The organism is Povalibacter uvarum (assembly GCF_014202975.1).
Lineage (GTDB): Bacteria > Pseudomonadota > Gammaproteobacteria > Steroidobacterales > Steroidobacteraceae > Steroidobacter > Steroidobacter uvarum.
This window is the reverse complement of the sequence record NZ_JACHHZ010000003.1, coordinates 703,339-722,265: the sequence shown is the minus strand read 5'-3', so window position 1 is coordinate 722,265 and position 18,927 is coordinate 703,339. Positions and strand designations below refer to the sequence as shown.

The window sequence follows — 18,927 nt, the reverse complement described above, 5'->3', positions numbered from 1 at the left end:
GTTACCTAAAGGTCCGGCATCCCGGACCTGACCCAGCCCCCTGACGGCATCTTCGGCCTTATTGCGCCGCGGCATCCGCCTCATCGGACACAGACTCGTCGGCATCGCCGCCGCCGCCGCCCATATCCATGAAGCCCCGGCCCGTACCCGTATCGCTCCGGCGCCGACGACGCTGGTGGTAGAACGACCCCGTACCCGCCGGGATGAGCCGGCCGACGATGACGTTCTCCTTCAGGCCGCGCAGGTCGTCCTTCAGGCCGCGAACCGCCGCTTCGGTCAGCACGCGGGTCGTTTCCTGGAACGACGCCGCCGAGATGAACGACTCGGTGGCCAGCGACGCCTTGGTGATACCCAGCAGCACCGGCTCGATCCGGGCCTCGATCTTGCCCTGCTCCGCGATCCGCTCGTTGACGTCGGACACACGGGACCGATCCAGCTGCTCGCCGCGCAGGAGCGCCGTATCGCCCGTATGAGCGACTTCGACCTTGCGCAGCATCTGGCGAATGATCACCTCGATGTGCTTGTCGTTGATCTTCACGCCCTGCAGGCGGTACACGTCCTGAATTTCACGGACCAGGTAGTTGGCCAGCGATTCGACGCCCTGCAGGCGCAGGATGTCGTGCGGGTTCGGCTCGCCGTCGGCGATGACTTCGCCACGCTCGACCTGCTCGCCTTCGAACACGTTGAGATGACGCCATTTCGGGATCAGCTCTTCGTGCTTTTCGCTCTGCTCGTCCGTAATGATCAGACGACGCTTGCCCTTGGTTTCCTTGCCGTAGCTGACCGTGCCCGAGTACTCGGCCAGGATCGCTGAATCCTTCGGCTTGCGAGCCTCGAACAGGTCGGCGACGCGCGGCAGACCGCCGGTGATGTCGCGGGTCTTCGACGATTCCTGCGGAATACGTGCGATGACGTCACCCACCGACACCTTCGCGCCGTCTTCCAGGCTGACGATTGCGCCCGGGGGCAGCGCGTAGACAGCCGGGATGTCCGTGTTGGCGAAGGTCACTTCCTTGCCCTTCGCGTTCACCAGGCGCACGACCGGACGCAGGTCCTTGCCGCTCGAGCTGCGTTGCTTCGGATCCATCACGACGGTGCTGGACAGGCCGGTCACTTCGTCGACCTGGCTCTGCACGGTGATGCCGTCGATGAAGTCCTGGAACTTCATCAAGCCGGCCACTTCCGTGACGACCGGGTGAGTGTGCGGATCCCAGGTCGCGACGATCTGACCAGCGGCGACTGCATCGCCGTCGTTCACGGTGATGAACGCGCCGTACGGGATCTTGTAACGCTCGCGCTCACGGCCGAACTCGTCGATCACACCCAGTTCGCCCGAACGCGAAACCGCAACCCAGTGGCCGCGCTCATGGTGCACGGTCTTCAGGTTGTGCAGGCGGGCGCTGCCCTTGCCCTTCACTTCGACGGAGTTCGCGGCTGCTGCTCGGGACGCCGCACCACCGATGTGGAACGTACGCATCGTGAGCTGCGTGCCGGGTTCGCCGATCGACTGCGCGGCAATGACGCCGACAGCTTCACCCATGTTGATGCGGTGACCACGCGCGAGGTCGCGGCCGTAGCACTGCGCGCACACGCCGTAGCGCGTCCGGCAGGTAATCGGCGAACGGACCTTCACCTGATCGACGCCTTCCGACTCGAGCAGCTTGACCAGCTTTTCGTCGATCAGCGTGCCCGCTTCGAGGATCACGACCGAATTGTCGGCCGGCTTGACCACGGCTTCCGCGACGACGCGACCGAGGACGCGCTCGCCGAGACCTTCGACCACGTCGCCGCCTTCGACGATCGGGCTCATCGCCAGACCGTTCTCGGTGCCGCAATCGACTTCGGTGACCACCAGGTCCTGCGCCACGTCGACGAGACGACGCGTCAGGTAACCGGAGTTCGCGGTCTTCAACGCGGTATCGGCCAGACCCTTACGAGCGCCGTGCGTCGAGATGAAGTACTGCATGGCGTTCAACCCTTCACGGAAGTTCGCCGTGATGGGCGTTTCGATGATGGAGCCGTCCGGCTTGGCCATCAGGCCGCGCATACCGGCGAGCTGACGAATCTGGGCCGCGCTACCGCGGGCGCCCGAGTCGGCCATCATGTAGATCGAGTTGAACGACTTCTGCTGCACCGTCTGGCCGGAGGAGCTCGTCGCGTCTTCCACGCCGAGCTTGTCCATCATGGCCTTCGCGACCTGATCGTTGGTACGCGACCAGATGTCGACGACCTTGTTGTAGCGCTCGCCGTTGGTGACCAGACCCGAAGCGTATTGCTCCTGGATCTCCTTCACTTCCCGCTCGGCCGACGCAAGGATCTTGCTCTTCTGCTGCGGCACGACCATGTCGTCGACACCGATCGACACGCCGGCGCGCGTTGCATAGGCAAAGCCCGTGTACATCAGCTGGTCGGCGAACACGACGGTCTCCTTGAGACCGACCGTGCGATAGCAGACGTTGATGACGCCCGAGATCGCCTTCTTGGTCATGTCGCGGTTCACGAGATCGAACGACATGCCCTTCGGCAGGATCTCGGACAGCAGCGAGCGACCGACGGTCGTGGCGACGACACGGTGACGAGGATTGAATCCGCCTTCTTCGTTGCGGACGTACTCGAGCACACGCACTTTGACCTTCGCCTGGAGCTCGGCCACACGGTTCTCGTACGCACGGTGCACTTCCTGCACGTCCGCGAAGACCATGCCCTCGCCCTTCGCATTCACGCGTTCGCGGGTCATGTAGTACAGACCCAGAACCACGTCCTGCGACGGCACGATGATCGGATCGCCGTTCGCCGGCGAGAGGATGTTGTTCGACGACATCATCAGCGCACGGGCTTCGAGCTGTGCTTCCAGCGACAGCGGAACGTGCACGGCCATCTGGTCACCGTCGAAGTCGGCGTTGAACGCGGTGCAGACCAGCGGGTGCAGCTGGATGGCCTTGCCTTCGATCAGCACCGGCTCGAACGCCTGGATGCCGAGACGGTGCAGCGTCGGAGCGCGGTTCAGCATCACGGGATGTTCGCGGATCACCTCTTCGAGGATGTCCCAGACTTCCGGACCTTCACGCTCGACCATGCGCTTCGCAGCCTTGATGGTCGATGCTTCGCCACGCAGCTGCAGCTTCGAGAAGATGAACGGCTTGAACAGCTCGAGCGCCATCTTCTTCGGCAGGCCGCACTGGTGCAGGCGCAGCGTCGGACCGACCACGATGACCGAACGGCCCGAGTAGTCGACGCGCTTGCCCAGCAGGTTCTGGCGGAAACGACCCTGCTTGCCCTTGATCATGTCGGCGAGCGACTTGAGCGGGCGCTTGTTCGTGCCGGTGATCGCACGGCCGCGGCGACCGTTGTCGAGCAGCGCATCGACCGCTTCCTGCAGCATGCGCTTTTCATTGCGCACGATGATGTCCGGCGCGTTCAGCTCGAGGAGCCGGCGCAGGCGGTTGTTGCGGTTGATGACGCGGCGATACAGGTCGTTGAGATCCGACGTCGCGAAGCGGCCGCCATCGAGCGGCACCAGCGGACGCAGATCCGGCGGCAGCACCGGCAGAACGGTGAGCACCATCCATTCCGGCTTGTTGCCCGATTCGATGAACGACTCGAGGAGCTTCAGGCGCTTCGTGAGGCGCTTGATCTTGGTCTCGGAGTTGGTGCCCGTGATCTCCTCGCGCACCTTCAGCACTTCAGCCTGGAGGTCGAGGGACTTGAGCAGCTCGAACACGGCCTCGGCACCCATGCGGGCGTCGAATTCGTCGCCATGCTTTTCGATGGCTTCGAGGTACATCTCGTCCGTCAGCAGCTGGCCGCGCTGCAGCTCGGTCATGCCCGGCTCGATGACGACGAATGCTTCGAAATACAGCACGCGCTCGATCTCGCGCAGCGTCATGTCGAGCATGAGGCCGATACGCGACGGCAGGGACTTCAGGAACCAGATGTGGGCAGTCGGGCTCGCGAGCTCGATGTGGCCCATGCGCTCGCGGCGCACCTTGGACTGCGTCACTTCGACGCCGCACTTTTCGCAGACCACGCCACGATGCTTCAGACGCTTGTACTTGCCGCACAAGCATTCGTAGTCCTTCACCGGTCCGAAGATCTTGGCGCAGAAAAGACCGTCGCGTTCCGGCTTGAACGTACGGTAGTTGATCGTCTCCGGCTTCTTCACTTCGCCGTACGACCACGAACGGATCATTTCCGGCGAGGCGAGGCCGATGCGGATCGAGTCGAAGTTCTCGACCGGAGCCTGCTGCTTGAACAACTTCAGTAGATCTTTCATCTCAGGTCACCTATTGGGTGAAACCGACAAATTCAATTCGTAGAGGCCAGCGATCCGGTGATCGTGCTCAGGTGACCAGGCCAGCGGCCTGATCACCCGGACACTCGATCACGTCGTCACTTGTCAGATTCCTGTTCCAGCTCGATGTTGATACCGAGCGAACGGATTTCCTTCACGAGCACGTTGAAGGATTCGGGCATGCCCGCCTTCATCTCGTGATTGCCGTCCACGATCGCCTTGTACATCTGCGTGCGGCCGTTCACGTCGTCGGACTTGACGGTGAGCATTTCCTGCAGCGTGTACGAAGCGCCGTAAGCCTCGAGCGCCCACACTTCCATTTCGCCGAAGCGCTGGCCGCCGAACTGCGCCTTGCCGCCCAGCGGCTGCTGGGTGACGAGCGAGTACGGCCCCGTCGAACGCGCATGCATCTTGTCGTCGACGAGATGATTCAGCTTCAGCATGTACATGTAGCCGACCGTGACTTCGCGCTCGAAGCGCTCGCCCGTGCGACCGTCGTAGAGCACCGTCTGACCGCTGAGCGGCAGATCCGCCAGCTTCAGCATGTGCTTGATCTCTTCTTCGGTCGCACCGTCGAAGACCGGGGTCGCCATCGGAACGCCATGACGCAGGTTGCCGGCGAGCGTCTTGATCTCGTCGTCGGTCAGCGTGTCGACCGCCGCACCCTGGCCGCCGGTCTTGTTGTAGACCTCGTCCAGGAAGCTGCGGATCTCGGAAGCCTGACGAGCGTCGTCCAGCATGCGGCCGATCTTGTGGCCGATGCCCTTCGCCGCCCAGCCCAGATGCGTCTCCAGGATCTGGCCGATGTTCATACGCGAAGGCACGCCCAGCGGGTTCAGCACGATGTCGACCGGCGTTCCGTTCTCGTCGAACGGCATGTCTTCCACCGGAATGATCGTCGACACGACACCCTTGTTGCCGTGGCGGCCGGCCATCTTGTCGCCCGGCTGAATGCGGCGCTTCACGGCCAGGTAGACCTTGACCATCTTCAGCACGCCCGGCGCCAGATCGTCACCCGCGGTGATCTTGGCCCGCTTCTCGTCGAAGCGCTTCTCGAACTCCTTGCGCTGAGCCTTCAGGCGCTCGGCAGCACGCTCGATGGCGGCGTTCGCTTCTTCGTCCTGCAGACGAATTTCGAGCCACTGCTCGCGCGGCAGATCCGACAGATACGCCTCGTCGATCGGCGAGCCAGGCTTCAGCTTCTTCGGGCCGGCTTCCGCGGGCTTGCCGAGGAGAGCGGACTGAACGCGCTGGAACAAGTCGTCTTCGAGAATGCGGCGCTGGTCTTCCAGGTCCTTGCGAACCTTCTCCAGTTCCGACTTCTCGATCGACAGTGCGCGCGAGTCCTTCTCGACGCCGTCGCGCGTGAACACGCGAACGTCGATGACCGTACCGTCCATGCCCGGCGGAACGCGCAGCGACGTGTCCTTCACGTCGGAGGCCTTCTCACCGAAGATGGCGCGCAGCAGCTTCTCTTCCGGCGTCAGCTGCGTCTCGCCCTTCGGCGTGACCTTGCCCACCAGAATGTCGCCCGCCTTCACTTCGGCGCCGATGAACGCAATGCCGGCTTCGTCCAGCTTCGCCAGCGCGATGTCGCCGACGTTCGGGATGTCGGCCGTGATTTCTTCCGGTCCCAGCTTCGTGTCGCGAGCAACGCAGGCGAGCTCTTCGATGTGGATCGTCGTGAAGCGGTCGTCGTGGACGACGCGCTCGGAGATCAGGATCGAGTCTTCGAAGTTGTAGCCGTTCCAGGGCATGAACGCGACCAGCAGGTTCTGGCCCAGCGCCAGCTCACCCAGGTGCGTCGACGGGCCGTCAGCCAGCACGTCGCCGCGCGCGATAACATCGCCTGCCTTGACCAGCGGACGCTGGTTGATGCAGGTGTTCTGGTTCGAGCGCGTGTACTTCGTCAGCGAGTAGATATCGACACCCGCTTCCGCAGCCGAGGTTTCCTCGTCATGCACGCGAACGACGATACGCGATGCGTCGACGGAGTCGACGACGCCGCCGCGGCGCGCGATCACGGTCACACCGGAGTCGATCGCCACAGCGCGTTCCATGCCGGTACCGACCAGCGGCGTTTCGGCGCGGAGCGTCGGCACAGCCTGACGCTGCATGTTCGAGCCCATCAGTGCGCGGTTCGCGTCGTCGTGCTCGAGGAACGGGATCAGCGATGCGGCCACCGACACGATCTGCTTCGGCGACACGTCCATGTACTGAATCTTGTCCGGCGTCGACAGCATGAACTCGTTCAGATGACGGCAGGACACGAGATCATCGGTGAACTCGCCCTTCGAACCGAGCGCCGCGTTCGCCTGCGCGATGACGTACTGACTCTCTTCGATGGCCGACAGATAGTCGATCTGCTCTTCCACCTTGCCGTTCGACACCTTGCGGTACGGCGTCTCGAGGAAGCCGTAGTCGTTGGTGCGCGCATAGACGGACAGCGAGTTGATCAGGCCGATGTTCGGACCTTCAGGCGTCTCGATCGGGCACACGCGGCCGTAGTGCGTCGGATGAACGTCACGCACTTCGAATCCGGCGCGTTCGCGGGTCAGACCACCGGGTCCGAGCGCGGAAACGCGGCGCTTGTGCGTCACTTCCGACAGCGGGTTGTTCTGATCCATGAACTGCGAGAGCTGCGACGAACCGAAGAATTCCTTCACCGCTGCCGCAACCGGCTTCGCGTTGATCATTTCCTGCGGCATGAGGCCTTCGGACTCGGCGAGCGTCAGGCGCTCCTTCACCGCACGCTCGACGCGCACAAGGCCGATGCGGAAGGCGTTCTCCGCCATTTCGCCGACCGAACGCACGCGACGGTTGCCCAGGTGGTCGATGTCGTCGACCTGGCCGTTGCCGTTGCGGATGTCGCAGAGCTCCTTGATGACGGAAATGATGTCCGAGCTTTCCTTCAGCTCTTCCACCAGCTTCTTCGAGAACTCATCGGTGCGCTTCGCGAAGTGGGCGAAGTCATACAGGATGCCCGGGCCCAGGATCTCATCGCGATGCACGCGACGGTTGAACTTCATCCGGCCGACCGCCGACAGGTCGTAGCGCTCGGGGTTGAAGAACAGGTTCTGGAACAGGTTCTCCGCGGCGTCCTTCGTGGGCGGCTCGCCCGGACGCATCATGCGATAGATTTCGACCAGCGCTTCGAGGCGCGTGCGCGTCGGATCGATGCGCAGCGTGTCGGAGATGTACGGGCCGCGATCGAGATCGTTGACGTACAGAACGCGCACCGAATTGATACCGGCTTCGACCAGTTTGTCGACGACGGCAACCGTCAGGATCTCGTTGGCCTTCGCCAGGATCTCGCCGGTCTCGGTGTTGAACACATCGTGCGCCAGTACCTTGCCCGTCAGGTATTCCTTCGGCACTTCCAGGCGCGACACGCCCTTCTGTTCGAGCTGACGGACGTGACGTGCCGTGACGCGACGGCCTTCCTCGACGATGACTTCATCGCCGACCTTGATGGTGAACGTGGCGGTCTCGCCGCGCAGACGCGACGGCACCAGTTCGAATTCGATCTTCGACTTCGAGATGTGATACGTGATCTTCTCGAAGAACATGTCGAGCATCTGCTCTTCGGTGTAACCGAGCGCACGCAGGATGATCGTCACCGGCAGCTTGCGGCGACGGTCGATACGCGCGAACACGCAGTCCTTCGGGTCGAACTCGAAATCGAGCCACGAACCGCGGTAAGGAATGATGCGTGCCGAGAACAGCAGCTTGCCCGAGCTGTGCGTCTTGCCGCGGTCGTGATCGAAGAACACGCCAGGCGAGCGATGCAGCTGGGAAACGATGACGCGCTCGGTGCCGTTCACGACGAACGTACCGTTGTCGGTCATCAGGGGCATTTCACCCAGATAGACTTCCTGCTCGCGAATGTCCTTGACCGTCTTCTTGGTCGGGGTCGACGTCTCTTTGTCATACACGATGAGACGCACTTTCACGCGCAGCGGCGCCGCGTAGGTCAGGCCACGCAGCTGGCACTCCTTCACGTCGAACACGGGCGTACCGAGACGGTAGCTCACGTACTCGAGAATGGCGTTGCCGGAATAGCTCGTGATCGGGAACACGCTCTTGAAAGCGGCGTGCAGACCCGCTTCCTTCCGGTTGTCCTCGGCAGCTTCTTCCTGCAGGAACTTGCGGTAGGAGTCGAGCTGAATGGCAAGCAGGTACGGCACCTCAAGGATGCTTTCACGCTTGCCGAAATCCTTGCGGATACGCTTCTTCTCGGTGAAGGAATAGGCCATCTGGATCACCCTCAGAAATACGGGGGCAGAAACTTCAAACTGCGGTCATCGCTCTGCACTGAGCGCCGACCGGAAATACAAATAGGGAACGCGGCAGGCGGGATTGCTCCCGCTGCCGCCTTCCGCTTATCGAACAAGCTCCGCAAGCGAGCGAGAATGGGGTACACCCCCTCTCCTCACTTGATCTCCGCAGCGGCGCCTGCTTCTTCCAGCTTCTTCTTGATCGAGTCCGCGTCGGCCTTCGACACGCCTTCCTTGACGGAAGACGGAACGCCTTCGACCAGGTCCTTGGCTTCCTTGAGGCCCAGGCCGGTGATTTCGCGGATGACCTTGATGACGCCGACCTTGTTGGCGCCGAAGCTGGTCATGGTCACGTTGAACTCGGTCTTCTCTTCAGCGGCCGGAGCGGCGGCAGCGGCGGCACCGCCACCAGCAGCAGCAACAGCAACCGGAGCAGCGGCGCTCACGCCCCACTTCTCTTCGAGCGACTTGATCAGTTCAACGACGTCGAGAACCTTCAGATTCGAGAGGGCTTCGACCAGTTCTTCCTTAGTAACAGCCATTGTCATAACTCCAAACAGTATGTGCTAACTGATTCGAACGCTGCGGCTTCAAGCCGACGCGCCGAGCTTGTCTTTCTGAGCAGCCAGAACGCGCGCCAACTTGGCGGGCGGTTCTGCCAGCGTGCGGACCAGCTTTCCGACCGGTGCCTGCAAAGCTCCGAGGAGCGTTGCGCGGGCAATTTCCAGAGTCGGCAGGCTGGCCACCTTGTCGAGATCTTTACCTGACAGCGCCACCCCGCCCAGCGACACTACGGTCGGGACGAGCTTGTCGTTGTCCTTGGCAAAGGTCTTGACCAGGCGCGCCGCTGCACCGGGATCATCCTTCGAGAACGCGAGAATCAGCGGACCCTTGAGGCTCTTGCCGACGCACTCGAACTGAGTGCCGGCGATTGCCTTGCGGGCCAGCGTGTTCTTCACGACTCGCAGATAGACACCGGAGCTGCGTGCCGTGGAACGCAGCTTTGTCATCTGCGTCACGGTCAGGCCGCGATACTCCGCAGCGACCACGGATTGCGCTTTCGCAGCAACCTCGGCCACTTCGGCGACCAACGCCTTCTTGTCATCGAGTCTGAGCGCCATGTTTCCTCCTGGCGTGAAGAGCATTAATAACGTCGGACGCTCATCCTGTGCGTCCACCCTGAGCTGCCAGCTGTGAGCCGTGAGCCAGACCCGAAGATCCCGCGCTCATCGCTCGCCGCTACCAGCCTTCTTTCCGACGGCGCCCTTCAGCCGGATCCGCGCGCGACGATGAATCGCTCTCAGTTCCGAATCAGGTAACACCATCTGCGCGGGCGATCATTAAGAGCGTCGTTACGCTCGCCTGCGGTCTTCGATGATGGTCGGCTTCGACTCGTCGATCGGAATCGACTTGCCTGGGCCGGCCCTGCATCAATCAACGAAAGCCACGAGCGATGAGCTTCGAACTGTGAGCCAGAAAAACCGGACTACTCCGTTCTGGCTCGTCGCTCGTCGCTTCCTGGCTGCCTCTCGTTTACAGCGAGAGACTCGACTGTTCCACCGGCACTCCCGGCCCCATCGTCGAAGACACGGAGATCTTCTTCAGATAGATGCCCTTCGAAGCCGCCGGCTTGGCCTTCTGCAGGTCCTGCAGCAATGCATGCAGGTTTTCCTTCAGCTTGGGCAGTTCGAAATCCGCCTTGCCGATCGTGCAGTGAACGACACCCGCCTTGTCGGAGCGGTAACGCACCTGACCGGCCTTGGCGTTCTTCACTGCATCCGCAACGTTCGGCGTCACGGTGCCGACCTTCGGGTTCGGCATCAAACCGCGGGGACCGAGGATCTGGCCGAGCTGACCGACGACGCGCATCGCGTCCGGGCTCGCCACGACCACATCGAAATCCATCTGGCCGGCCTTCACCTTCTCGGCGAGGTCTTCCATACCGACGATGTCGGCACCAGCGGCGCGCGCGGCGTCCTGGTTCTTGCCCGACGTGAACACGGCGACACGGACCGTCTTGCCGATACCGTGCGGCATGACGGTCGAGCCACGAACCTGCTGGTCGGACTTCGACGCATCGATACCGAGATTGACGGCCACGTCGACCGATTCGCGGAACTTCGCCTTGGCGAATTCCTGGATCAGGCCGAGTGCTTCGTCGATCGGATACTGCTTGCCCGGCTTGATCTTGGCGGTCCAGGCTTTCACACGCTTAGCTACGAATGGCATGTCACACGCCCTCCACGTCAACGCCCATGCTGCGCGCGCTACCAGCGATGGTGCGCACTGCTGCTTCCAGATCCGCGGCCGTCAGGTCGGGCTGCTTGATCTTGGCGACGTCTTCGAGCTGCTTGCGGGAGATACGGCCAACCTTGTTGGTGTTGGGCGTGCCGCTGCCTTTTTCAATGCCGATGGCCTTGCGGATCAGCACGGACGCCGGCGGCGTCTTGAGAATGAAGGTGAAGCTGCGATCGCTGTAGACAGTGATCACAACTGGGGTCGGAAGACCCTTTTCCAAGCTCTGCGTCTGCGCATTGAACGCTTTGCAGAACTCCATGATGTTGACGCCCTGCTGACCGAGCGCCGGACCCACGGGCGGGCTCGGATTCGCCTGGCCTGCAGGAATCTGCAGCTTGATATAGCCAGTAACTTTCTTGGCCATGATGCTCTCCGGGTGCAAACGCCACTAAATCAAGTGGCTCCCCATTGGTTGAAACCAGCGGTTGGCGGTTAGCGGTTAGCGGTTAGTTCAGAACGGGCTCGCCCTCTTTTCCGAAACCAACCGCTAACCGCCAACCGCTAACCGCTTCCGACTCAGGCCTTGTCGACCTGACTGAAATCGAGCTCCACCGGGGTGGAGCGACCCAGAATCTGCACTGCCACCTGCAGGCGATTCTTCTCGTAGTTCACCGACTCGACGACACCGTTGAAGTCGTTGAACGGACCATCCGTAACGCGAACCACCTCGCCCGGCTCGAACAGAACCTTGGGCTTCGGCTTGTCGACGCCTTCCTCGACGCGACGCAGGATGCTCATCGCTTCCTTTTCGGTGATCGGCGCCGGCTTTTCCGGCGTGCCGCCGATGAAGCCGAGAACCTTCGGCACTTCCTTCACGAGGTGCCAGGTGCTCTCGTCCATTTCCATCTGCACCAGCACATAGCCCGGGAAGAACTTGCGATCGCTCTTGCGCTTCTGACCCTCGCGCATCTCGACCACTTCTTCCGTCGGCACCAGGATCTCGCCGAATTTGTCCTGCAATCCTTCGCGCTTGATGCGGTCCTTCAGAGCCTCCGCAACGCGGTGCTCGAAATTCGAATAGGCATGCACGACGTACCAACGCAAAGCCATCTCAACCCCCGCGTCCGGTCAGATACCGCGTCAACAAGGCCAGCAACGTGTCCAGGCCCCAGAAGAACAGCGACATCACGATGACCATGATGAAGACGACGAGAGTGACCTGTCGTGTCTCCTTGCCAGTCGGCCATACCACCTTGCGCAACTCGATCCGGGAACCCTGGACGAACGCCCAGAAAGTCTTGCCCTGATACGACTGCAGGCTGACGAGCCCACCCAGTGCGATACCCGCGAGCACCATGATCCAGCGCAGCCAGATCGGCTGCGAGGACAGCAGGTAAAAGCCCGCCAGACCGGCCGCCACGATGGCGACGCCAGCGGCTAGCTTTGCCGCATCGAGCGCGGTTGCGCTTTCCTGAACCTGTTCGGTCATTGAATTGCAGCGGTTGGCGGTTGGCGGTTGGCGGTTGGTTCAGAAATGAATCCGAACCAACCGCCAACCGCCAACCGCCAACCACTTTTCTCCTGCATCAGTGGCAGGCCAGGAGGGAATCGAACCCCCAACCTGCGGTTTTGGAGACCGCCGCTCTGCCAATTGAGCTACTGGCCTAAATCTGTCTGTCTCGTCATTCCCGCGCAGGCGGGAATCCATCCGGTTCCAAAGTCCCGATGAATCCCCCGTTTTCACGGGGATGACATCGCTAACGCGATGTCACTTCAGGATCTTCGCCACCACGCCGGCACCGACCGTCTTGCCGCCTTCGCGGATCGCGAAGCGCAGACCGTCTTCCATCGCGATCGGGCTGATCAGCTCAACCGTCATCTTGATGTTGTCGCCAGGCATCACCATCTCGACGCCCGCAGGCAGCTCCACCGCACCCGTCACGTCCGTCGTGCGGAAGTAAAACTGCGGACGGTAGCCCTTGAAGAACGGCGTATGACGGCCGCCCTCTTCCTTCGTCAGAACGTAAATCTCAGCTTCGAACTTCGTGTGCGGGGTGATCGAGCCCGGCTTCGCCAGAACCTGACCGCGCTCCACGTCTTCGCGCTTCGTGCCGCGCAACAGCACGCCCACGTTGTCGCCCGCCTGACCCTGGTCCAAAAGCTTGCGGAACATCTCAACGCCCGTGCACGTCGTCTTCGTCGTCGCGCGGATGCCCACGATCTCAATTTCGTCGTTCACCTTGATGATCCCGCGCTCGATTCGACCCGTCACCACCGTGCCGCGGCCAGAGATCGAGAACACGTCTTCCACAGGCATCAGGAACGCACCGTCAATCGCACGCTCCGGCACCGGAATGTAGCGGTCCATCTCCGCCACCAGCTTCACCACCGCAGGCACCCCGATCTCGCTCTGATCGCCTTCCAGCGCCTTCAGCGCCGAACCCTTCACGATCGGCGTGTCGTCGCCAGGGAACTCGTACTTCGACAGAAGTTCGCGAACTTCCATCTCCACCAGCTCCAAAAGCTCCGCATCGTCCACCATGTCCGCCTTGTTCAGGAACACCACGATGTACGGAACGCCCACCTGGCGAGCCAGCAGAATGTGCTCACGCGTCTGCGGCATCGGGCCGTCAGCCGCGGAAACCACCAGAATCGCACCGTCCATCTGCGCTGCGCCCGTGATCATGTTCTTCACGTAGTCAGCGTGCCCCGGGCAGTCCACGTGCGCGTAGTGACGCGCATCCGAGGTGTACTCCACGTGCGCCGTCGCGATCGTGATACCGCGAGCGCGCTCTTCAGGCGCCTTGTCAATCTGGTCGTACGCCTTGAACTCACCGCCGTGCTTCTCCGCCATCACCTTCGTCAGCGCGGCCGTCAACGTCGTCTTGCCATGGTCCACGTGACCAATCGTGCCTACGTTCACATGCGGCTTCGTGCGTTCAAACTTCTCTTTGGCCACAGCGGCAATCCTCTAAAAAACGTTAGTTCACTACTTACTGTGATCCGATGATCAAGTGATCAGGTGATGAAGCAAGCAGCCGCTTGCTCGATCACTTCATCACTCGATCATCTGACCACCGCTCCAGTACTGGAGCCCACGACCGGGATTGAACCGGTGACCTCGTCCTTACCAAGGACGTGCTCTACCGACTGAGCTACGTGGGCACACCCTTCAAAACCGATACCTGTCTCAAACTCTCAGATGTCCACCCCTTGCCGACTCTTCGGAAAGGGGGCGCCGATCACAGTCGGCGCAGTCCCGCGGGCAGTAAGTTCAATGGAGCGGGTGATGGGAATCGAACCCACACCATCAGCTTGGAAGGCTGAGGTTCTACCATTGAACTACACCCGCACATTGGTGGAGGGGGTAGGATTCGAACCTACGAAGGCATAAGCCAGCAGATTTACAGTCTGCCCCCGTTGGCCGCTTGGGTACCCCTCCGCAGACGGACATAAAGAGCCCGGTATTCTCTTTGGCGGGGTCAGGAGTGTCAACTCCAAGTTGCACCGCACTCACGGGATTGCAGCGCCCTCCTACGGCTTTCCCGCATCCCTTCCCGGTTGGGGCCTTCCTCTTTCCGCTCAAGAGACCCGGCTTCGCGCCGATACAGCGGCAAAGCCGCGCAATTATTCACGCCACTCAATCCCCCGCAGACATGACGCCTCAGGATTTCGAGAATCGGCTCAAGGCCCAGGTGGATTTCCCAAGCCCTTCGCGGGTGGCAACGGAAATCATCGCCCTTGCGCGCGATCCAGACATCGAGATGGCGAAAGTCGCGCAGGCGATCGGCCGCGATCCCGCGATGACAGCAAAAATCCTGCGCATCGCCAACTCGGCCTTCTACTCACAGCGCCGACCGAGCCAGAACCTTCGGCAAGCCCTCGTGATCATTGGCCTGAATGCGGCCCTGACGCTGGCGCTCAGCTTCTCGCTGGTGTCGTCGGTCCGGGCACTTCGCCCCTCGGGAATCGACTACCCCCGCTTCTGGCGCCGCGCCCTGCTGGCCGCAACCGGTGCCCGGGCGTTTGCCGAGGCAACGAAGACCCCGCATCCGGAAGACATTTTCCTTGCAGCATTGCTGCAGGACATCGGCGTCCTGGCGATCGACCGGGCCTCGCGGGACTTCTACGCCCAGCTCCCGGCGCCGGGGCACCACGCCGACTGGATCACGTACGAAGTCGCCAAACTCGGCAAGGATCACGCCGCATACACATCGATGTTGCTCAAATCCTGGAACCTGCCGGACCGGATCTGGCAGGCAGCCGGGGCCAGCCACACCCCGCAGACTATCCCCGCCAATACCGACGACGGACGAATCGCGCGGTGCCTGGCGCTGGGCAGCGACCTGGCCGAAGCCATCCTGATCAAGGAACGATCTGCCCCGCTCCATGCACTCGCGCAACGGGTTACGAGCCTGGTCGGCCTGGGCAACGAGGAATTCACAGAGGTCGTCAGCCGGATCACCAGCCTGATCCCGGAGACCGAAGCCCTCTACGAAACCAGCATCATGGATGCGGAGGACACGGAGAACCTTCTTGCCGAAGCACGCGAGCTCCTGGCGGTGCGCAATCTTCACGCGCTCCAGGAAGTCAGCAATCTCCAGGCAACCACCAGCGTCTTGCTGACGCGAACCGAGGAAGCCGAAGACTCGAGCCGCCGCGACCCCCTGACGGGCGCGCTGAACCGGGCGTGGCTGGATCGCCTCCTCGATCGCGAGTTCACCCAGGCAGTCGTGTTCGGCCGCGATCTGAGCATCGCGCATGTCGATATCGACCGCTTCAAGGCGCTGAACGACAAGTTCGGAACCCCGGTCGGCGATACCGCACTCAAGAACTGCGTCCTCAAGCTGCAGTCCTGCGTCCGCGGCAGTGACCTGATCGCCCGCTACAGCGGCGAAGAATTCATGGTGGTGTTACCCGGTGCGGATCGCGACATCGTCCGGCAGGTCGCGCAGCGAATGCTGAACGCGATCGCGGAGATCCAGCACGTCGAGGCCTCGGGGCCCGTGAAGTTCACGATCTCCATCGGACTGGCGACTTACTCGACCCGCCAGCGATTCCCGAGCACGCTGGCATTGCTCGAAGCCGCCGACCACGCGCTCTACGCCGCGAAGCTTTGCGGCCGTAATCGCTTCGAGGCATTCGAGGACTTGTCGGCGAGCGGCCGGTCCGCCGTCCGCTGATTCCTTCGCTAACCCATCAGGTCGACGAGCTCGACCTGTTGCGATTCGAACTCCTCCCCCAGGAATCGACTGCCTACCCGCGCGAATCGCTGCGGGCCATCCGTCGCCATCAACGAGATTGCTGGTGCACGGCGTCGTTGTGCCGCGAGATCTCTCGCAACCAGATCCTTCGCCAGGGCAACGGCGGTGGTCTCGGCGGAATCCACGATGGCCACCGAAGGCCGAACGACAGCCTTCAGCGCGTCGATCAGCAACGGAAAGTGCGTACACCCCAGCAACAGCGTGTCGATCGCGGGATGCGACGCAAAGACCTCATCGAGGTATCGATGCGCAATGGCTTCCGCGATCGGCCCTTCGGTCCACCCTTCCTCGGCGAGCGAAACGAATAGCGAGCACGGTTGCGCGACGACCACTGCATCGGGGCGGATCGCCGCTATCGCACGTTGATAGGCACCCCCCAGCACCGTGCCTTCCGTGGCGATCACGCCGATCTCCCCGGACTTCGACGCAGCACACCCCGCGGTGGCGCCGGGCTCGATGACGCCGATGACTGGTACCGGTGCGAATCGCTCGCGAAGTGCTTCCACCGAAACCGACGAAGCGGTATTGCAGGCAATCACCAGGTACTTGATCCCACGTCGAATGAGGAACTCGGCCGCTTGCGTCGAATAGCGCAGAACCGAATCGCGGCTCTTCGTCCCGTACGGCAACCGCGCGGTATCGCCCAGATAGATGAAGCGTTCATCGGGCAAGTGGCCGCGAAGCGCCCGCAGAACAGTCAGCCCACCCACGCCGGAATCGAAGACGCCGATGGGAAGGTCCTGACGCGTGATCGGCGAGGAGAAACTCGACGCGCCCAAACTCGACGAACCCGGGGAATCCCTGAAGCCATCCGGCCGTTCACTCATCGCCCCTCGCTCTCGCTCGATTCGCAGTGCTTCGAAAAACTGCCCGGTATCCGGAACGAACCGCAGTGTGAATGAATTCTGCTGTTGCTGCGTGCACTGCAGCGTGAATCTGCGGGACAGTTCGCGACCGAAGACTAGTACCCTTGTTCGGTATTCCGACACTTTCCCCGCGGCTATGATGCTCAGCGTGGATGGTCAAGACATAACACCCTCACATCCTGCTTCGCATGTGCAATACGTCACGGCATAATGAGGACGTGAGGCTGGTGTTCTCCAGAAATACGTCGACTATGCGCAGCGCCAATTTCCGCGTGGACAACAACAAGATCGAGACGGGGAACTGACCATGGAGCGACGCCTCCACACTCGTCACCGGGCCCGCACCGCGGTCTATGTTTCGATTCCCGGCCGTCCCGGCAAACTCTGCCGCGCACGCAACCTCAGCGCCAACGGCGTCTTCATCGAGACCGAGAATCTCGGTCTGAAGAAAGGCGCGACCGTGCACCTCGCCTTCGCCATCAACCTCGGCGTCGTGACCAAGATCCATCGCCGGACCGCCATCGTGGCGCACGTCTCCAAGGGCGGTACCGGGCTCATGATGGAAAGCCTCACCGGGACTCGCTGACCCGACGCGATCAGCGCGACGATCAGCGTCGCGCCCCAGACTCACGCGAGCGAAATTCAGACTGACGCTGTCGCTACCGCGCCCTGCTCTCTCTGCTTGCGAATATCGCTTTCGACCGTGCGGGCTGCTCCGAACAGCGACCCCGAACACAGCAGCATGAGCACAGGCATCACGTGCATCGCGGAGTGAAGGCCGGCTGCCTTGAACGCCGGCGCCATCTCCGTCGCGCCCGCCGCAATCATCTGCTCGTGCGCGAAGAAGTCACTCAATGCGCCCATCGCCATCGAGCCGAACGCTCCGCCCAGCACGTACATCGCGAAGAAGTACAGCGACACCGCGGTACCTCTCAGGTGCGGTCCGACGACATCCTGAATGGCGCTGTAGACAGTCGAGTAGTAAGCGAACGTCAGTGCGGTCGACATGCCCATCAGCAACGCAAAGGCACCGACGCTGCCCTTCGGCTGCTGCAGGGCCATGAACACGCACGGTGCCGCGAGCAGCAGGCAGATTGCAGCCAGCGTCAGCCGGCCATTCTCGCGCTTCGCGTGCATGCGATCGCCCATCCAGCCGCCGAACATCAGACCAAACACACCGGCGAGTCCCAGGGAGACCGCGGAAATGTTGCTCGCCTCGCGCAGGCCGACTTCGTGAAAGCGCTGCAGGAACGGTGACTGGAAAATGTTCACCGCATACGAGTTGAAGTTGAACAGCATCCCCGACAACACGATCCACCAGAGGGTCGGGATCTTCATCAGCGAAAGATACGGCGACTGGTCCGATTGCGACTGGCCCGATTGCGGCTGAACCGCCGTACGCGACTCCGATGCGCCACGCGCCGGCTCGCGAATCAGCAATACGAGTCCAGCCAGGATCAGTCCGGGCACGCAAGCAACCAGAAAGGCCGCACGCCAGCCCCAACGCTCACCGATGATTCCGCTGAGCATGTACGCGCCGAACAGCCCGAGCGGCAATCCAAGCATGAACAACCCCATCGCCCGGGCGCGACGATGCGGTGGATAAAGATCGCCGATGAGCGATTGGCTCGCCGGCGCGCAACTCGCTTCGCCGACGCCGACACCAATACGGGTGATGAGGAACGCTGTGTAGGTCTTCGCCAAACCGGATGCAGCCGTGAAAACGCTCCATACCGTCACGCCGATGGCGATCAGCCGCGTGCGCAGCCAGCTGTCGGTGAGCCGTCCGAGCGGCACGCCGGCGAACGCATAGACGAGCACGAAGACCGTGTTCACCACACCGAGTTGCGTATCGCTGAGACCGAACTCCAGCCGGATCGGCTCGGCCAGCGCGCCCGCGACCTGCCGATCGAAGAAATTCATCATGTTCACGCCGAAGAGCACGGCGAGCGCGAAGCGCGCGTTCTTTTGCGAATCAGTCATTCCTGGTC

13 protein-coding genes and 4 tRNA genes are annotated in these 18,927 nt (G+C 62.1%); 2 read left to right on the top strand and 15 right to left on the bottom strand.

Annotation, left to right across the window (positions count from 1 at the left end; translation table 11 throughout):
• Nucleotides 1–58: 58 nt before the first annotated feature.
• The 13 genes from rpoC to HNQ60_RS14420 form a co-directional block, all read right to left on the bottom strand.
• Nucleotides 59–4,273 (bottom strand): DNA-directed RNA polymerase subunit beta', encoded by a 4,215-nt coding sequence (rpoC, locus tag HNQ60_RS14480; protein ID WP_184332965.1) that lies wholly within the window; start codon nt 4,271–4,273, stop codon nt 59–61.
• A gap of 116 nt (nt 4,274–4,389) precedes the next feature.
• Nucleotides 4,390–8,547: a DNA-directed RNA polymerase subunit beta gene (gene rpoB, locus HNQ60_RS14475; RefSeq protein ID WP_184332963.1), complete on the bottom strand. Its 4,158-nt coding sequence runs from the start codon at nt 8,545–8,547 to the stop codon at nt 4,390–4,392.
• A gap of 176 nt (nt 8,548–8,723) precedes the next feature.
• Complete coding sequence (rplL, locus tag HNQ60_RS14470; protein ID WP_184332961.1) at nt 8,724–9,110, bottom strand: 50S ribosomal protein L7/L12; 387 nt, start codon at nt 9,108–9,110, stop codon at nt 8,724–8,726.
• 48 nt (nt 9,111–9,158) lie between these two features.
• Nucleotides 9,159–9,689 (bottom strand): 50S ribosomal protein L10, encoded by a 531-nt coding sequence (rplJ, locus tag HNQ60_RS14465; RefSeq protein WP_184332959.1) that lies wholly within the window; start codon nt 9,687–9,689, stop codon nt 9,159–9,161.
• 412 nt (nt 9,690–10,101) lie between these two features.
• Nucleotides 10,102–10,797 carry a 50S ribosomal protein L1 gene (gene rplA / locus HNQ60_RS14460; protein ID WP_184332957.1) on the bottom strand — a complete coding sequence of 232 codons (696 nt, stop codon included), beginning with the start codon at nt 10,795–10,797 and terminating at the stop codon, nt 10,102–10,104.
• A gap of 1 nt (nt 10,798) precedes the next feature.
• Nucleotides 10,799–11,230: a 50S ribosomal protein L11 gene (rplK, locus tag HNQ60_RS14455; RefSeq protein ID WP_184332955.1), complete on the bottom strand. Its 432-nt coding sequence runs from the start codon at nt 11,228–11,230 to the stop codon at nt 10,799–10,801.
• A 152-nt stretch (nt 11,231–11,382) separates the two neighbouring features.
• Nucleotides 11,383–11,916 (bottom strand): transcription termination/antitermination protein NusG, encoded by a 534-nt coding sequence (gene nusG, locus HNQ60_RS14450; RefSeq protein WP_184332953.1) that lies wholly within the window; start codon nt 11,914–11,916, stop codon nt 11,383–11,385.
• A 1-nt stretch (nt 11,917) separates the two neighbouring features.
• The gene (gene secE / locus HNQ60_RS14445; RefSeq protein WP_184332951.1) at nt 11,918–12,295 is read right to left on the bottom strand and encodes a preprotein translocase subunit SecE; all 378 of its coding nucleotides are present in this window, start codon (nt 12,293–12,295) and stop codon (nt 11,918–11,920) included.
• 101 nt (nt 12,296–12,396) lie between these two features.
• A tRNA-Trp gene (locus HNQ60_RS14440) sits at nt 12,397–12,472 on the bottom strand.
• A 102-nt stretch (nt 12,473–12,574) separates the two neighbouring features.
• Complete coding sequence (gene tuf, locus HNQ60_RS14435; RefSeq protein ID WP_184332949.1) at nt 12,575–13,765, bottom strand: elongation factor Tu; 1,191 nt, start codon at nt 13,763–13,765, stop codon at nt 12,575–12,577.
• A 130-nt stretch (nt 13,766–13,895) separates the two neighbouring features.
• Nucleotides 13,896–13,971 (bottom strand) — tRNA-Thr (locus HNQ60_RS14430).
• 113 nt (nt 13,972–14,084) lie between these two features.
• Nucleotides 14,085–14,158: transfer RNA gene (locus tag HNQ60_RS14425), tRNA-Gly, on the bottom strand.
• Between the two features lie 4 nt (nt 14,159–14,162).
• A tRNA-Tyr gene (locus HNQ60_RS14420) sits at nt 14,163–14,248 on the bottom strand.
• 214 nt (nt 14,249–14,462) lie between these two features.
• Between HNQ60_RS14420 and HNQ60_RS14415 the strand changes: the two genes are divergently transcribed.
• Nucleotides 14,463–15,989, top strand: a complete 1,527-nt coding sequence (locus tag HNQ60_RS14415) for a sensor domain-containing diguanylate cyclase (protein WP_184332947.1) — start codon at nt 14,463–14,465, stop codon at nt 15,987–15,989.
• Nucleotides 15,990–15,997: 8 nt separating this feature from the next.
• Here HNQ60_RS14415 and murI read toward each other — a convergent pair whose 3' ends face one another.
• Nucleotides 15,998–16,897, bottom strand: a complete 900-nt coding sequence (gene murI / locus HNQ60_RS14410) for a glutamate racemase (protein WP_184332945.1) — start codon at nt 16,895–16,897, stop codon at nt 15,998–16,000.
• A 346-nt stretch (nt 16,898–17,243) separates the two neighbouring features.
• Here murI and HNQ60_RS14405 point away from each other — a divergent pair, with 346 nt between their 5' ends.
• Nucleotides 17,244–17,522 carry a PilZ domain-containing protein gene (locus HNQ60_RS14405; RefSeq protein ID WP_184332942.1) on the top strand — a complete coding sequence of 93 codons (279 nt, stop codon included), beginning with the start codon at nt 17,244–17,246 and terminating at the stop codon, nt 17,520–17,522.
• A 56-nt stretch (nt 17,523–17,578) separates the two neighbouring features.
• Here the strand turns inward: HNQ60_RS14405 and HNQ60_RS14400 are convergent, their stop codons facing one another.
• Nucleotides 17,579–18,919, bottom strand: a complete 1,341-nt coding sequence (locus HNQ60_RS14400) for a spinster family MFS transporter (RefSeq protein WP_184332940.1) — start codon at nt 18,917–18,919, stop codon at nt 17,579–17,581.
• Between the last annotated feature and the right edge of the window lie 8 nt (nt 18,920–18,927).

Excerpts from the sequence above, each read along its gene's own strand:
- rpoC (WP_184332965.1), bottom strand. The coding sequence starts at position 4,273 with ATGAAAGATCTACTGAAGTTGTTCAAGCAGCAGGCTCCGGTCGAGAAC.
- rpoB (WP_184332963.1), bottom strand. The coding sequence starts at position 8,547 with ATGGCCTATTCCTTCACCGAGAAGAAGCGTATCCGCAAGGATTTCGGC.
- rplL (WP_184332961.1), bottom strand. The coding sequence starts at position 9,110 with ATGGCTGTTACTAAGGAAGAACTGGTCGAAGCCCTCTCGAATCTGAAG.
- rplJ (WP_184332959.1), bottom strand. The coding sequence starts at position 9,689 with ATGGCGCTCAGACTCGATGACAAGAAGGCGTTGGTCGCCGAAGTGGCC.
- rplA (WP_184332957.1), bottom strand. The coding sequence starts at position 10,797 with ATGCCATTCGTAGCTAAGCGTGTGAAAGCCTGGACCGCCAAGATCAAG.
- rplK (WP_184332955.1), bottom strand. The coding sequence starts at position 11,230 with ATGGCCAAGAAAGTTACTGGCTATATCAAGCTGCAGATTCCTGCAGGC.
- nusG (WP_184332953.1), bottom strand. The coding sequence starts at position 11,916 with ATGGCTTTGCGTTGGTACGTCGTGCATGCCTATTCGAATTTCGAGCAC.
- secE (WP_184332951.1), bottom strand. The coding sequence starts at position 12,295 with ATGACCGAACAGGTTCAGGAAAGCGCAACCGCGCTCGATGCGGCAAAG.
- HNQ60_RS14415 (WP_184332947.1), top strand. The coding sequence starts at position 14,463 with ATGACGCCTCAGGATTTCGAGAATCGGCTCAAGGCCCAGGTGGATTTC.
- murI (WP_184332945.1), bottom strand. The coding sequence starts at position 16,897 with ATGAGTGAACGGCCGGATGGCTTCAGGGATTCCCCGGGTTCGTCGAGT.
- HNQ60_RS14405 (WP_184332942.1), top strand. The coding sequence starts at position 17,244 with ATGGAGCGACGCCTCCACACTCGTCACCGGGCCCGCACCGCGGTCTAT.
- HNQ60_RS14400 (WP_184332940.1), bottom strand. The coding sequence starts at position 18,919 with ATGACTGATTCGCAAAAGAACGCGCGCTTCGCGCTCGCCGTGCTCTTC.